Origin of the sequence: Nocardioides sp. GY 10127 (genome assembly GCF_004919085.1) — a bacterium.
In the GTDB taxonomy this organism is placed as follows: Bacteria; Actinomycetota; Actinomycetes; order Propionibacteriales; family Nocardioidaceae; genus Nocardioides.
Window position 1 is genome coordinate 429,233 of the sequence record NZ_STGL01000008.1, and the last position, 14,704, is coordinate 443,936.

The following is a 14,704-nucleotide window of genomic DNA, read 5'->3' on the forward strand; positions in this document are numbered from 1 at the left end:
GGTCAAGGAAAAACGGACGCGGCCCGTCCCCGGTGGGGGCGGGCCGCGTCGCGGTGGGGCGCTGTGCGCTCAGACCAGGGGGTGGACCACGCAGGTCTCGTCGCGGGCCGGGCCCACGCCGACGGCGGAGATCCGGGCGCCGGAGAGCTTCTCGACGGCCTTCACGTAGTTCTGCGCGTTCTCGGGGAGGTCCGCGAAGGTGCGGGCACCGGAGATGTCCTCCCACCAGCCGGGGAGGTACTCGAAGATCGGCTTGGCGTGGTGGAAGTCGGTCTGGTTGACCGGCATCTCGTCGTGCCGGACGCCGTTGACGTCGTAGGCCACGCACACCGGGACCTGCTCGAGGCCCGTGAGGACGTCGAGCTTGGTGAGCACGAAGTCGGTGACGCCGTTGACGCGGGCCGCGTAGCGGGCGACCACGGAGTCGTACCAGCCGCAGCGACGCGGGCGGCCGGTGGTGGTGCCGTACTCGTGGCCGACCTTGCGCAGGTGCTCGCCGGCGTCGTCGAACAGCTCGGTGGGGAACGGGCCCTCGCCGACGCGGGTCGTGTACGCCTTCACGATGCCGATGACCTGGTCCATCCGCATCGGCGGGATGCCGGAGCCGGTGCAGGCGCCGCCGGCGGTGGCCGAGGAGGAGGTCACGAACGGGTAGGTGCCGTGGTCGACGTCCAGCAGCGTGGCCTGACCGGCCTCGAGCAGGACCGTCTCGCCACGATCGAGCGCCTGGTTGAGCAGCAGCACGGTGTCGGCGACGTAGGGACGCAGCCGGTCGGCGTGCACGAGCAGGCCGTCGACGATCTCGTCGACGCCCGGGGCCTTGCGGTTGTAGACCTTGGTGAGGATCTGGCTCTTGAGCTCGAGCGCGCCCTCGACCTTCTGGCGCAGGATCGACTCGTCGAAGAGGTCCTGGACGCGGATGCCGATGCGGTTCATCTTGTCGGCGTAGGTCGGGCCGATGCCGCGGCCGGTGGTGCCGATCCGGCGGGAGCCGAGGAAGCGCTCGGTGACCTTGTCGATCGTCCGGTTGTAGTCCGGGATGACGTGGGCGCTGGCCGAGACGACGAGGCGGGAGGTGTCGATCCCGCGGGCCTCGAGGCCGTCGATCTCGTGGAAGAGGACGTCGAGGTCGATGACCACGCCGTTGCCGATCACCGGGGTGCAGCCCGGCGTGAGGATGCCCGACGGCAGCAGGTGCAGGGCGTACTTCTCGTCGCCGATGACGACGGTGTGGCCCGCGTTGTTGCCGCCGTTGAACTTGACGACGTAGTCGACGGAGGAGCCGAGCAGGTCGGTGGCCTTGCCCTTCCCCTCGTCTCCCCACTGGGCTCCGATGATGGCGATCGCGGGCATCTGCCTGCTCACTCTCCAGCCGGGGGACCGCCCTCGCGGCGGGCCCTGAAAGGCGAATGCCCCTGGCACAACGGCCGGGGGCTTGTGCGGCAGCACGCTAGCACCGGAGACCCCCCGGGGCCTGATCGGCGGGCCTCACCCGTCCGGTCCGGCTGGACGGACGTCCGGATGTCGGACGCACCGGTTCTGCGGCCGGCGGCGGCCGACGTTCCGGTGCACGCTCCTGCACCCGCCCGGGCGGGGGCGCGGGCGGCGGGTCGGACGGTAGCGTCGTCGCCGTGGAGCCGCTGCTGGTCATCAGGAACAGCGGAGCCGGGACCGCGGACGAGGAGAACCTCGAGCTCGGTCTGTCCGTGCTCCGGGAGGCGACGTCGGTCGAGGTCGTCGCGACCGGCGACCCCGGCGAGCTCAACAGCGTCCTGCACCGCGCCGGCACCCGGCGGATCGTCGTGGCGGGCGGCGACGGCAGCCTGCACGCGGTCGTGGCCGCGCTGCACGCCCGCGGTGAGCTCGGCGAGCGGGTCCTCGGGTTGCTCCCCCTCGGCACCGGGAACGACTTCGCCCGCGGCAACGGCGTCCCGCTCGAGGTGGACGACGCGGCGCGGCTCGTGCTCACCGGCGTGGAGCGTCCCGTCGACCTCGTGGTCGACGAGCTGGGCCACGTCGTGGTCAACAGCGTCCACGTCGGGGCCGGGGCGCAGGCCAGCCGGCGGGGCGCGCGCTGGAAGGAGCGGCTGCACCGCGTGGGCGTGGGCCGGGTGAACCTCGGACGGCTCGGGTACCCGGTCGGCTCGCTCCAGGCCGCGGTGCGACCCCCGTTCGTCCGGCTCCGCGTCGAGGTGGACGGCGAGCGCGTGGTGGACGTCGACGAGCCCGTCCTCATGGTCGCCATCGGCAACGGCCGGCACGTCGGCGGCGGCACCCCCCTGACCCCGCTCGCCCGCGTGGACGACGGCAAGGTGGACGTCATGGTGAGCCGGTCCGTCGGCCCGCTGGCCCGCTTCGGCTACGTGGCGGACCTGGTGCGCGGCCGGCACCCCGAGCGGGACGACGTCCTGTACCTGCGTGGGAGCCGGGTCTCGGTGTCCGGCGAGGAGTTCTGGTGCTCCGCGGACGGCGAGATCGACGGCCCGGACCGGCGCCGCACCTGGCGGGTCGAGCCGCACGCGCTGCGGATGGTCCTGCCCGCGATGCAGCCGCCGCCGGCCTGAGCCCCCGCTCAGCCCGCTGCTGACCAGGAGGACCGCGTCAGAGCCAGCCGCGCCGCGCGGCCTCGACCCCGGCCTGGAACCGGGACTCCGCGCCGAGCTCGGTCATCATGTCGGCCACGCGGCGGCGCACCGTCCGCAGGCTGACGCCGAGGCGGCGGGCGATCTGCTCGTCCTGGGCGCCGCTGGCCAGCTGCTGGAGCAGGAACGTCCGCATGTCCGAGCGCACCTCGGAGCGCGACTGCTGCGCGTAGGGCACCGCCTGGTCCCACAGCAGCTCGAACCAGTGCGTCATCGCCTGCACCCACCCGGCCTGCCGCACCAGCGAGCGCGGCTCGTCGGCGAAGCCCAGCGGCTCGGGGAGCACCACGTGCGTCGTCCCGATGATGAACATCCGCGTGGGCAGGTCGGGGAGGATGCGGATCTCCTCGCCGACCTCCGCGCGCAGGGAGAGGGTCTCCGGCGCCTCGGAGACGGCCCGCACGGGGTAGATGGCGCGCGAGCGCCGGCCCTTGGCCACGATCTCGCCCACGAGGGCCGCCATGGCGTCCTCACGGGGACGGCGGAACTGGTCCGGGCGCAGCCAGAGGAGGTCCCCGCTGCTCTCGCGGATCAGGCTGGTGAGGAGCTCGACCGGGTTGCCCCCGGAGCTGATCTCCCCGTCGACGGGCAGCACGTCGAGCACCTCGCCGGGCCCGGGGCGCACGTTGGTGGCGGTGAGGAACGGGACGGCGTCGGAGATCGCCTCGAGCCGGCGGTGGGCCTCCGCCGCCGCGCGGGAGGTCTCGGCGATGGCGCGGGAGACGGCCTCGGCGGGGGTGGAGACGAAGACGCGGGAGTCGCGGACGTCCACCAGGCCCCGCTCGGCGAGGGGTGCCAGGTCGGCCAGGAGCTCGGCCTCGGTCTGGAGCAGCGAGGAGGCGATGGAGACGACCTCGCGGCCCGACTGCCCCAGGACCCGCTGGTAGGTCCGCTCCGCCGCGCGCGGCACGCCGAGGGCCGTGAGCACGGACTCGGGGGGCGGGAGCGGCATGACCGGAGAGTAGGACGGGAGATCATCCCGGCGCACAGGTTCACCAGAGTCCGCCCTGATCCCCGCACAGGGACCTGAGTCCCGGGATGGTGTCCGCTTCCTGCCATTGTCCGTTTCTGCCTGGTAAAGGAACCGGCTCCGCCCCGATGATGGCGCGAAGGACGGTCCGGTCCTGCCTTACGGCGGACCGGCGCGACACGGGCTTCGTCGGGGGATGACCCGCATCGTGCACGTCCGGGCGTCGGGGTCGAGTTCAGGGGTTGACTCCGGCGCCCACCCTCCCCCGTGGGTGTCGGCGAGCCGCGCCGGAGACGTCGCTGTCCGCGTGGGGCGCACGGCGCCGCTCCGAGAGACGCGCCGCCGGCACCATCGCGGGCCCGCGCCGTCGCGCGCCGCCCCCGCACGGGCGGGCACCCGCTCCGCCGACTCGGGCCAGGGGCGTCCCTCTCGATACCCTCGCCCCATGAGCACCGACGCGCACCCTGACGCCACCGCGGCCGACGTCACCGAGGACGTCCCCTCGCAGATCGCGGTGCGCAAGGAGAAGCGCGCGCGCCTGCTCGAGGAGGGACGCGAGGCCTACCCGGTCCACGTCGCCCGCACCCACTCGCTGGCCGCCGTCCGCGAGGGCTGGAGCCACCTGGAGTCGGGCGAGGAGACGCAGGACGTCGTCGGCATCGCCGGCCGCGTGGTCTTCTCGCGCAACACCGGCAAGCTCTGCTTCGCCACCCTCCAGGAGGGCATCGGCACCCGCCTCCAGGTGATGCTCAGCCTCGCCGAGGTCGGCGAGGAGGCGCTGGAGGACTGGAAGCGCACCGTCGACCTGGGCGACCACGTCTTCGTCGAGGGCCGCGTCATCTCCTCGCGCCGCGGGGAGCTCTCCGTCATGGCCACGCGCTGGGAGATGGCCTCCAAAGCCCTGCGCCCGCTGCCCACGCTGCACAAGGACCTCTCCGAGGAGTCCCGGGTCCGCCAGCGCTACGCCGACCTCATCGTGCGCCAGGAGGCGCGCGACATGGTCCGCACCCGCGCGGCCATCACCCGCGCCGTCCGCGGCGTCCTCGAGGGCCGCGAGTTCCTGGAGATCGAGACCCCGGCCCTCCAGCTCATCCACGGCGGCGCCGCCGCCCGGCCGTTCACCACCCACATGAACGCCTTCGACCAGCCGATGACCCTGCGCATCGCCCTCGAGCTCAACCTGAAGAAGGCCGTCGTCGGCGGCGTCGACAAGGTCTACGAGCTCGGCCGCATCTTCCGCAACGAGGGCGTGGACTCCACCCACTCCCCCGAGTTCACGATGCTCGAGGCGTACGAGGCCTACGGCGACCAGTTCACGATGGCCGCGCTCATGCGCGAGCTCTTCCTCGCCGCCGCCGACGCGGCGGGCTCGCGCCAGGTCGAGACCCCCGAGGGCGTCATCGACCTCGACGCCGAGTGGCGCTGGCTCCCCGTCTACGACGCCATCAGCGAGGCGGTGGGCGAGGAGATCACGATCGAGACGGACGCCGCGACGCTCATCGGCCACCTGCGCAAGCACGAGATCGACTTCGACCCGAAGTGGGGCACCGAGAAGCTGGCGCTGGAGCTCCTCTCCGAGCTCGTCGAGCCCGGCCTGCTCCAGCCGACGTTCCTGTGCGACTACCCGGCCTCAGCCCAGCCGCTGGCCCGCCCGCACCGCAGCAAGCCCGGCCTCATCGAGGCGTGGGACCTCATCATCGGCGGCGTCGAGCGCGGCACGGCGTTCTCCGAGCTGGTCGACCCGGTCGTCCAGCGCGAGGTGCTCACCGCCCAGTCGCTGGCCGCAGCCGCCGGTGACCCCGAGGCGATGCAGCTCGACGAGGACTTCCTGCGGGCGCTGGAGTACGGCGCCCCGCCGATGGGCGGCCTGGGCCTCGGCCTGGACCGGATGATCATGCTGTTCACCGGCTCCGGCATCCGCGAGACCATCCTCTTCCCGCACCTGCGCCCCGAGGCCCGCTGACCTCACCGGTGGTCGAGGTGCGAGGCCGGCCACGGCCGAGCCTCGAGACCCGGCGACCTCACCGGTGGTCGAGGTGCGAGGCCGGCCACGGCCGAGCCTCGAGACCCGGACCACCGGCGGCGCGGCTCACGCCAGGTCGGCGAGCAGCTCGTCGTAGGCCGTCTGGCTGGTCTCGCGCAGGAACGTGGAGCAGCGCTCCCACTCCTCGGTCTCGCCGATGGCGGTCGCGGCCAGCGCCAGCATCGCCAGGCTCATGAGGAAGCCGCGGTTCGGCTCGTGCTCCCACGGCACGGGCCCGTGGCCCTTCCAGCCGTTGCGGCGCAGCAGGTCCAGCGAGCGGTGGTAGCCGACACGGGCGAACGCGTACACGGTGATCGGGTCGTCCTCGCGCTCGGCGGCCGCGCCCGCCAGGGCGGCCCACGCGAACGGCGAGGCGGGGTGCGCCCGCGCGACGGCGGACGGGTCGGCGCCCGCGGCCAGCTCGGCCTGGGCCGGGTCGACGGGGAGGTGGACGGGCGGGGGCCCGGCCATCAGGTCGGTTCCGATGCTCATGGGGTCATCGTGCCACCGGCCCCACGACACGGGAGCGGGGGCCGGACGCGGGCCGGACGCGACGACGCCCCGCACCCGGGAACGGGTGCGGGGCGTCGCGGCTGCTGCGGGAGCCGGCCCGGGACTCAGCCCAGGAGTCAGCCCAGCGTCTTGCCGGCGGAGGACAGGTCCTGGCAGGCCTCGACCACGCGGGCGGCCATGGCGGTCTCGGCGGCCTTGCCCCACACTCGGGGGTCGTACAGCTTCTTGTTGCCGACCTCGCCGTCGATCTTCAGCACGCCGTCGTAGTTGCCGAGCATGTGGCCGGCGATCGAGCGGGTGAAGGCGTACTGGGTGTCGGTGTCGATGTTCATCTTCACGACGCCGTAGGAGACGGCCTCGGCGATCTCCTCGGGGGCCGAGCCGGAGCCGCCGTGGAAGACGAAGTGGAACGGCTTGGAGCCGGCCTCGAGGCCGAGCTCGGCGACGACGGCCTCCTGGGCGTCCTTGAGGACGGACGGCTTGAGCTTCACGCCGCCCGGCTTGTAGACGCCGTGCACGTTGCCGAAGGTCAGCGCGGTCATGTAGTAGCCGCGGTCGCCGTGGCCGAGGGCCTTGACGGTGGCGATGGCGTCCTCGGGCGTGGTGTAGAGCTTGTCGTTGATCTCGTGCGCGACGCCGTCCTCCTCGCCACCGACGACGCCGACCTCGATCTCGAGGATGATCTTCGCCGCGATGCACTTCTCGAGGAGCTCCTCGGCGATGACGAGGTTCTCGTCGAGCGGCACGGCCGAGCCGTCCCACATGTGCGAGTTGAACAGCGGCGCGGAGCCGTTCTTCACGCGCTCGAGCGACATGTCGAGCAGCGGCCGGACGAAGGTGTCGAGCTTGTCCTTCGGGCAGTGGTCGGTGTGCAGCGCGATGTTGACCGGGTAGTCCTTGGCGACCTCGGCGGCGAACGCGGCGAAGGCGGCGGCACCGGTGGTCATCTTCTTGACCTTCTGGCCGGAGAGGTACTCCGCGCCGCCGGTGGAGACCTGGATGATGCCGTCGGAGCCCGCGTCGGCGAAGCCCTGGAGGACCGCGTTGAGCGTCTGGGACGACGAGACGTTGACGGCCGGGAAGGCGTACTGGCCGCTCTTGGCGGCGTCCAGCATCTCGGCGTACTTCTCCGGAGTGGCGATGGGCATGCGATGAGTCTCCTCACGAGGGCGACGGTGACGTCGAGGACGGCCCGAGCCTAGTCGCTCCCGGCGCTGCCGTTGGTCCCGTGTCCGTGCGACGTACGCTGCATCGTCATGACCTCCGGACCCCCCTCCGCGGGGCTGCACGGCTCCCCCGGCCGCCGGCGCGACCGGACGCTGCTCACCTCCTCCCGCGCGACGCGGTTCCCCGCCACGCCCGCGGCGGCCTTCCGGACGCTCGCCTCCGCCCGCCCGGGGCCCCACTGGTACGCGGACGCGCTGCCGCTGCGGTTCCGCGCGCTGCTCGACGTCCTGCTCGGGGGTGCGGGGGCCGCAGGGGAGCCGAGCGGGCGTGCCCTCCTGCGCGAGGGCGAGCTCGTCGGGTTCTGGCGGGTGCTCAGCTGCGGCCGTGGGCCCGACGGGCACCGGCTGCTGCTGGAGGCGGAGGTCCGCGCGCCGGGCCGGGTGCGGCTGGAGACGCTGGTGCGACCCGCCGGCCGGGGGCGGGACGCCGGCGCCGTGGTGAGCCAGGAGGTCCGGTTCGACCCGGCCGGGCTGCTGGGTGCCGCCTACCTGGTCGCCGACCTGCCCGCGCGCGAGGCGCTCGTCGAGCTCGTGCACCGGCGCGCGCTGGCCGAGGTGAGGTCCGCGCTGGAGGACTGAGGGTGCCCGCCGGCGGCGGATGGTCACGAACGGGCGCGGAAGTCAGGGTTCCGGAGACGTCCGGAACGTCTTGCACCTACGCTGCGGCGACCACCCGTTCGAGAGGACCCCCATGACCCACCGCGGCGCCCTGCCCGCCCTGCCCCGCCTGCTCGCCCTGCTCCTGGGCCTGCTCCTGGGCCCCGTGCTCGGCCTGCTCGCGCTCGCGAGCCCCGTCACCGCCGCCGACGCCTGGGCCGGCGCGCCCTCGGAGGGCGACTGCTACCGGGCGACGTTCAAGCAGGTCTACCAGGCCGCGCTGAACATCGACGCGGTCCCGTGCAAGAAGACCCACCAGGTCGTCGTCCTCAAGACCGGCCTGCTGCCTGCGGACACCGACTGGAGCGACGAGACGGCCGTCCTCGCGGAGATCGGCGACCGGTGCGACCCGTCGTTCGCGAAGGTCTACGGGTCGCCCACGACCGCCTTCCGCACCCTGTACGGCGCGTTCATCTTCCGCCCCACCGACGCGCAGCTCGACCGGGGCGCCCGCTGGTACCGGTGCGACATGACGCTCCTCAAGAGCGACGCCGCCCTGGCGCCCCTGCCCGCCACGCTCCTCAAGGTCACCGCCGCGAACGTGGGGCGGGCGTCGCGCCGCTCGGTGGGCCGGTGCGTGTCGGCGAAGTACGCCACCACGCTGTGCTCCCACGCGCACGTCGCCCGCGCCACGGGCACGTTCGTGGCCAAGAAGCTGAGCAAGAACGACAGCAAGGCGGCCAAGCAGGTGGCGAAGAAGACCAAGGCGCAGTGCCCGAGGCTGACCACCACCGACCAGTGGTTCTACTCGTGGCGCAGGTTGTCCGCGACCACCGCCGTCGTCGCCTGCTTCTCCCGCACCAGCAACTGACCCCCACCGGCGGGGACGCGGGCGGGCTCAGCCCCGCCAGGCGTCCTCGCCGGCGAGGTCGGCGTGCTGCACCACCCACGTGTGCATGGCGATCGCCGCGGCGGCCGAGGCGTTGATCGAGCGCGTCGAGCCGAACTGGGCGATCGAGAAGGTGGCGTCGCACGCCTCCCGCGCCTGCTCCGAGAGCCCCGGGCCCTCCTGGCCGAACAGGAAGCAGACGCGGCGGGGCAGCGCCGCGGTCTCCAGCGGCAGGGAGCCCGGCAGGTTGTCGACGCCCCACAGCGCCACGCCCCGCGCGTGCAGGTCCGCCGCGAGGTCGGGGACGCTCCCGTGGTGCCGCAGGTGCTGGTAGCGGTCGGTCACCATGGCGCCGCGGCGGTTCCAGCGGCGGTTGCCCACGATGTGCACCTCGGCGGCCAGGAAGGCGTTGGCGCTGCGCACGACCGTCCCGATGTTGAAGTCGTGCTGCCAGTTCTCGATCGCCACGTGGAAGTCGTGGCGGCGCGTGTCGAGGTCGGCGCGGACGGCCTCCAGCGTCCAGTAGCGGTACCGGTCCACCACGTTGCGCCGGTCGCCCTCCGCGAGCAGCACCGGGTCCCACTGCGGGCCCTCGGGCCACGGGCCCTCCCACGGCCCGACGCCGACCTCCGGCCGGCCGTGGGGCATCGGGTCGTAGGGCGCGCGCTCCTCGGGGGGCGTGGTCGCCTCGGGGGGCGGGGCCTCGTCACGGTGTCGCTCGTCACGGCCGAGGTCGTCTGGGTGGTCCCGCACACGAGGACGCTACCGGGCCACCCGTAACCTGAGAGGGTGCTGGGGATCGAGCCGTTTCTCCTCGGGCTGGACTTCCTGGACGTGGAGTACTGGCTCGCCCTCCTGGGGCCCGCCCTGTTCTGGGTCGGCCTCGTCGTCGTGTTCATCGAGTGCGGGCTGCTGTTCCCGTTCCTCCCGGGCGACACCCTGCTGTTCAGCTTCGGCCTCTTCGTGGCCGCCGGGAACTTCGACCTGTTCCCCGGCAACGCCGCCGTCGAGCTGACGATCTCCATCGCCCTGCTCAGCCTCTCGGCGTTCCTCGGCAACGTCGTCGGCTACGAGATCGGGCGGCGCATCGGCCCCCGGCTCTACGAGCGCGAGGGCCGGTTCATCAACAGTAAGGGCATCGACCGCACCCGGCTCTTCTTCGCCGAGCACGGCCAGGCCGCGATCGTCGGGGGCCGGTTCGTGGCCTTCGTCCGCACCTACGTCACCGTGGTCGCCGGCGCCACCGAGATGCCGCGCCGGGTCTTCCTGCTCTGGAGCGCCGTCGGCGCGCTGGCCTGGGTCGTGTCGATCACGCTGCTCGGCTACTTCCTCGGCGGGCTGCCCTGGCTCGGCGAGAACCTCGACCTCATCCTCCTGCTGGTGATGGCGGTCTTCTTCGTCCCGCTCGTCGTGGAGTGGGTCAAGGACCGTCGCCGGTCCCGCAGCCGGGCCTGACCGGGCTCGGGCACCCGGGGCGGCTCGGGCGGCTCAGGCGTCTCAGGCGGACGCCGCGAGCCGCCGCTCCTTCACGGACTCCACGACCAGGAGGACGAGCACGATCGCCGCGCCCAGCAGCGCCAGCAGGATCGGGCCGGCCACCGGGTCGTAGGGGGCGAGCAGCGCGCCCGGGCCGTGCGCCTCGCCGTCCTCCGCGCCCCCGCTGGACTGCCAGGGCCACAGCGCGCGCAGCGACCCGATCATGAGGCCGGTCATCGCCAGCAGCGTCAGCCGGCGGTGGTGGTCGAGCAGCCACCGCAGGACCTGCACGAACGAGGCCAGGCCGACGACGGCGCCGAGGCCGAAGACGGCGATGTAGACGAGGTCGCGCTCGTCGACCGCGGTGAGCGTGGTGGTGTAGAGGCCGACGGCCAGCAGGAAGAACGAGCCGGAGACGCCGGGCACGACGAGCGCGCAGATCGCCACCGCGGCGGCCAGGAAGACGACGGGCAGGGCGGGGTCGGCGTCCGCGCTGCCGCCGGCCAGCGAGACCAGCCACCAGGCGAGCGCCGCCATCGTGGCGACGACGAGCACCTCGACGCCCCAGTGCCGGCGACCCTGGGCGGGCAGCATCCGCAGCGGGACGAGGACGGACTCCGCGACCAGGCCGAAGAACAGCCCGCGCGCCAGCTCGGGGTGCCCGGAGACGAAGCCCTCCATGACGCCCGCGATGGTGAGGACGGCGGTCGCCATCCCCACGAGCACGGGGACGACGAGCCACCAGTCGGTGCGGGCCAGCTCGACCCGCAGGCCGGCCAGCCGCTGCGGCCCGAGGACGAGGCGGCGGGCCGCCGAGACGACGTGCGAGGCCGAGCTGATGAGCTGGTCGTACACGCCGGTGACCAGGGCGACCGTGCCGCCCGAGACGCCGGGGACGAGCTCGGCGGTGCCGATGAGGAAGCCCCGGAGGACGTCCAGGGGCAGCAGCGCCCGCGAGCGCCGGGGGTGCGCCGGGGGCGTCCCCGGAGCGTCCGCGCCGTACCCGTCCGCGGCGAGGCTCACGCGCCGCTCACCGCGTCCAGCTGGGCCTTGGTGAGCACCGGGCGGATCTCGAGGCCGAGGTCGGCCAGCGGGGTCACGTCGGCGGGGCTGCGGTCGATCGCGCAGACCACGACCTCGACGATCGCGCCCGCCTCGCGCAGCGCGTTCGTGGCGTCGCGGACGGCGCCGCCGGTGGTGATGACGTCCTCGATGAGGGTGACGCGCTTGCCCGCGACGTCCGGGCCCTCGGCGAGCTTGCAGGTGCCGTACTCCTTGGCCTTCTTGCGCACGAAGAGCGCCGGCAGGTCGGTGAGGCCGGAGACGGCCGTGGCGATCGGGACGCCGCCGAGCTCCAGGCCGCCGAGCAGCTCCGTGCCCTCGGGCAGGAGGCCGACCATCTGGGCGGCGACGCGGCGCAGCAGCGCCGGGTCGGACTCGAAGAGGTACTTGTCGAAGTACTCCGAGGCCACCTGGCCGGAGCGCAGGGTGAACGTGCCCGTGAGGCGGCAGCGGGCGTCGATGTCGGCCGCGAGGGTCTCGTCCGGGACAGGGGTCTGCGAGGAGGTCGTCACGGGGACCATTCAACAAGGTCCGCGAGACGCGCGCGGCCCCCGGCCTCCCGCGGCCTACGGTGGCGGGCATGAGCCTGCCCACAGACACGCCCTCCACCAGCGGCTCTGCCCCCGGCGCCTCCCCGGGGTCCCGGGCCGGTGACCGGGCCGGCGCCCTGCGTCGCGCGGCGCGGCTGGCCGGGATCGCGCCGACGGTCTTCAGCGAGTACTCCGCGCTTGCGGTGCGCACGGGGGCCGTCAACCTCGGCCAGGGCTTCCCGGACGTCGACGGGCCCGGCGAGGTCGTCGAGGCGGCGCGCGCGGCGCTCGTCTCGGGCCACAACCAGTACGCCCCCGGGCCGGGACTGCCCGGGCTGCGCGAGGCGGTCGCCGAGCACCAGCAGCGGCGCTACGGGATCACGCTGGACCCGACGTCCGAGGTCGTGGTGACCACCGGCGCCACGGAGGCCGTCGCGGCCGCCGTCCTGGGGCTCCTGGACCCCGGCGACGAGGTGCTGGTCCTTGAGCCCTGGTACGACTCCTACGTCGCGATGCTCCAGATGGCCGGCGCGGTGCGCGTGCCCGTCCCGCTGCGCGCGCCCGACTTCCGGCTGGACGTGGCCGCTCTGCGTGCCGCGGTCACGGACCGCACCCGCGCCGTCCTGCTCAACACCCCGCACAACCCCACCGGCACGGTGCTCACCGACGACGAGGTCGCCGCCGTCGCGGCCGTGGCCGTCGAGCACGACCTGCTGGTCATCACCGACGAGGTCTACGAGCACCTCGTCTTCGACGGCCGCCGGCACCGTCCTGCCGCGACGTTCCCGGGGATGCGCGAGCGGACCCTCACCATCTCCAGCGTCGGCAAGTCCTTCTCCCTCACCGGGTGGAAGGTCGGCTGGGCGACCGGGCCCGCCCCGCTCGTGGCCTCGGTGCTCGCGGCCAAGCAGTGGCTCACGTTCACCTCCGGCGCGCCGCTCCAGCCGGCCGTCGAGGTGGCGCTGCGCGAGCACGGCGACTGGCCGCAGGCGCTGGCCGCCGACCTCCAGGGCCGGCGCGACCTCCTGCTCGCCGGGCTGGCGGAGGCGGGCCTCGTGGACCCCGCCCGCCCGGTGCGCACCCCCGAGGGCACCTACTTCGCGGTCACGGACGTCTCGCACCTGGGCTGGCCGGACGGCGAGACGTTCTGCCGGGCGCTGCCGGAGCGGGCCGGCGTCGTCGCCATCCCGCTGCAGGGCTTCGGCGACTCCGACGCGTCGCGCCACCTCGTCCGGTGGACGTTCTGCAAGCGCCCGGAGGTGCTCTCCCGCGCCGTCGAGCAGCTGCTGGGGGCGGACCTCAGCGCGGACGTCAGCGCCGGGTGAGCCAGGCGTTGACGTCGCGCCGCAGCAGCAGGATCACGACGGCAACGCACCCCGCGAAGGGCACGAGCAGGACGGGCGTGGCGACCGCGCCCAGGATCATCGTCAGGGCCGCGCAGCCGGCGGAGACGACGAGCAGCCAGCGGGCCCAGTCGCGGCGCTGCCAGACCAGCACGCCGAGGACGACGGCCAGCAGGCTCCACAGCACGAAGCCCGCCATCATCGCGATCATCACCATGAGCAGGAGGTGTCGGTCGAGGCCGGTGGCCACGGAGGGGTCGACGCTCTTCATCTGGGTGATCGCCTCGTCCAGCGCCTGGTCGACCTCGGCGGAGCCGGAGACCAGCAGCGTGACGATCACGAGACCCAGCACGACGGCGACCATCGCGCTGAGCGCCCAGGTCAGCAGGCACGCGGTCACCACGGCCTGCGGGCGTCGCTCCAGCGAGCCGTAGGGGGAGGAGCCGTACGGGGCGGCGGTCCAGGGTCCGGGACGCCGCGGGCCCTCGCCCGGGTCGACCCGCTCGTCCGGCTTCATCCGCCCGGTCTTGGGGTCGTAGCCCGCGGGCGCCTTGTCCGGGTCGAACCACCAGCGACCCGGCGGCAGCCAGAGCATCACCACGGCGGCGGCCACGATCGAGGTGAGGATGCTCCCCACCACGAGGCCGCCGAGGAAGATCGGCACGGCCAGGACGCCGAGCACCGCCCGCGTCAGCCGGGCCGGCTCCCGCAGGAAGAGCCCGAGGACGGCGGCGGCGACCGCGCATGCGGCCACGGCGATCGTGACCCAGTGCAGGAGGTCGAGCAGCTCGGTGGTGCTCAGGCCGAGGTCGCGGCCGGCGCCGCTGGTGACCCAGCCGGCCACCTGCTCGCGGCTGTCGAGCGAGCGCAGGTCGGAGATGCGCTCCCACGAGGTGACCAGCACGCCCAGGGAACCCAGCACGATCAGCCACGAGGCGAACGTGACCTGCGGCGGCCGGGGCGTTGCGTCGCTCACGCTCTCATCCTGACAGACAGCCGAAGCGCCGTGACCAGCAGGGACGTGTCCGCCTGCTGCTGTGCGTGCTGAGGGGTGGGGCCGGCCGTGGCCCGGGCTGGCCGTGAGCGGGCTGGCCTCCAGCCGTCCACGTGCCCCAGAAGGACCGAACCCACACCCGCCCTGACACCACCCCGCTGACCAGCACCAACACTCCACCCCCAGCGCACCGAGACGCCTTCGGTCCTCGTGGGCACGAGGACCCAACCCGCCCGCGGGTAGGGCCGGAGCCCAACCGCTCAGGAACTCAGTCAGCAGACCCGCCACGCCCAGCAGGCCGTCCACGCGCCCCAGAAGGACCGAACCCGCGCCCGCCCGCGACACCACCCCGCTGACCAGCACCAACGCACCACCACCCAGCGCACCGAGACGCCTTCGGTCCTCGTGGGCACGAGGACCCAACCCGCCCGCGGGCCGG

Annotated in this window: 14 protein-coding genes; 6 read left to right on the top strand and 8 right to left on the bottom strand. The window is 73.6% G+C overall.

The window, feature by feature from the left end; all coding sequences use genetic code 11:
- Positions 1-69 precede the first annotated feature (69 nt).
- Entirely contained in the window at positions 70-1,353 is a 1,284-nt protein-coding gene (locus tag E8D37_RS16650) for an adenylosuccinate synthase (RefSeq protein WP_136570904.1), read from the bottom strand.
- A gap of 278 nt (positions 1,354-1,631) precedes the next feature.
- Here E8D37_RS16650 and E8D37_RS16655 point away from each other — a divergent pair, with 278 nt between their 5' ends.
- Positions 1,632-2,564 carry a diacylglycerol kinase family protein gene (locus E8D37_RS16655; RefSeq protein ID WP_136570905.1) on the top strand — a complete coding sequence of 311 codons (933 nt, stop codon included), beginning with the start codon at positions 1,632-1,634 and terminating at the stop codon, positions 2,562-2,564.
- Positions 2,565-2,601: 37 nt separating this feature from the next.
- Here the strand turns inward: E8D37_RS16655 and E8D37_RS16660 are convergent, their stop codons facing one another.
- Entirely contained in the window at positions 2,602-3,594 is a 993-nt protein-coding gene (locus E8D37_RS16660; RefSeq protein ID WP_136570906.1) for a helix-turn-helix transcriptional regulator, read from the bottom strand.
- Positions 3,595-4,057: 463 nt separating this feature from the next.
- Between E8D37_RS16660 and lysS the strand changes: the two genes are divergently transcribed.
- On the top strand, positions 4,058-5,575 hold the full coding sequence (gene lysS, locus E8D37_RS16665) for a lysine--tRNA ligase (protein WP_136570907.1): 1,518 nt from the start codon (positions 4,058-4,060) through the stop codon (positions 5,573-5,575).
- Positions 5,576-5,701: 126 nt separating this feature from the next.
- Here the strand turns inward: lysS and E8D37_RS16670 are convergent, their stop codons facing one another.
- Positions 5,702-6,127 carry a DUF3151 domain-containing protein gene (locus tag E8D37_RS16670; RefSeq protein WP_136570908.1) on the bottom strand — a complete coding sequence of 142 codons (426 nt, stop codon included), beginning with the start codon at positions 6,125-6,127 and terminating at the stop codon, positions 5,702-5,704.
- A gap of 137 nt (positions 6,128-6,264) precedes the next feature.
- On the bottom strand, positions 6,265-7,296 hold the full coding sequence (gene fbaA / locus E8D37_RS16675; protein WP_136570909.1) for a class II fructose-bisphosphate aldolase: 1,032 nt from the start codon (positions 7,294-7,296) through the stop codon (positions 6,265-6,267).
- 108 nt (positions 7,297-7,404) lie between these two features.
- Here fbaA and E8D37_RS16680 point away from each other — a divergent pair, with 108 nt between their 5' ends.
- Both E8D37_RS16680 and E8D37_RS16685 read left to right on the top strand, forming a co-directional pair.
- Positions 7,405-7,953: a DUF2867 domain-containing protein gene (locus E8D37_RS16680; RefSeq protein WP_136570910.1), complete on the top strand. Its 549-nt coding sequence runs from the start codon at positions 7,405-7,407 to the stop codon at positions 7,951-7,953.
- Between the two features lie 112 nt (positions 7,954-8,065).
- Positions 8,066-8,842, top strand: a complete 777-nt coding sequence (locus E8D37_RS16685; RefSeq protein ID WP_168929794.1) for a septum formation family protein — start codon at positions 8,066-8,068, stop codon at positions 8,840-8,842.
- Positions 8,843-8,869: 27 nt separating this feature from the next.
- Here E8D37_RS16685 and E8D37_RS16690 read toward each other — a convergent pair whose 3' ends face one another.
- Positions 8,870-9,508: a TrmH family RNA methyltransferase gene (locus E8D37_RS16690; RefSeq protein ID WP_136570977.1), complete on the bottom strand. Its 639-nt coding sequence runs from the start codon at positions 9,506-9,508 to the stop codon at positions 8,870-8,872.
- Between the two features lie 141 nt (positions 9,509-9,649).
- Here E8D37_RS16690 and E8D37_RS16695 point away from each other — a divergent pair, with 141 nt between their 5' ends.
- A complete protein-coding gene (locus tag E8D37_RS16695) occupies positions 9,650-10,315 on the top strand; it encodes a VTT domain-containing protein (protein ID WP_240770506.1) in 666 nt (221 codons plus the stop codon).
- A gap of 42 nt (positions 10,316-10,357) precedes the next feature.
- On the opposite strand, the gene E8D37_RS16700 is transcribed toward E8D37_RS16695, so the two are convergent.
- The gene (locus tag E8D37_RS16700) at positions 10,358-11,359 is read right to left on the bottom strand and encodes a DUF368 domain-containing protein (protein WP_136570912.1); all 1,002 of its coding nucleotides are present in this window, start codon (positions 11,357-11,359) and stop codon (positions 10,358-10,360) included.
- A complete protein-coding gene (pyrE, locus tag E8D37_RS16705) occupies positions 11,356-11,910 on the bottom strand; it encodes an orotate phosphoribosyltransferase (RefSeq protein WP_240770507.1) in 555 nt (184 codons plus the stop codon). The genes E8D37_RS16700 and pyrE overlap by 4 nt, the downstream gene beginning before the upstream one ends.
- A gap of 68 nt (positions 11,911-11,978) precedes the next feature.
- Here pyrE and E8D37_RS16710 point away from each other — a divergent pair, with 68 nt between their 5' ends.
- Positions 11,979-13,253: a pyridoxal phosphate-dependent aminotransferase gene (locus E8D37_RS16710; RefSeq protein ID WP_136570914.1), complete on the top strand. Its 1,275-nt coding sequence runs from the start codon at positions 11,979-11,981 to the stop codon at positions 13,251-13,253.
- Here the strand turns inward: E8D37_RS16710 and E8D37_RS16715 are convergent.
- On the bottom strand, positions 13,240-14,247 hold the full coding sequence (locus tag E8D37_RS16715; protein WP_136570915.1) for a hypothetical protein: 1,008 nt from the start codon (positions 14,245-14,247) through the stop codon (positions 13,240-13,242). The genes E8D37_RS16710 and E8D37_RS16715 overlap by 14 nt on opposite strands.
- Positions 14,248-14,704 lie beyond the last annotated feature (457 nt).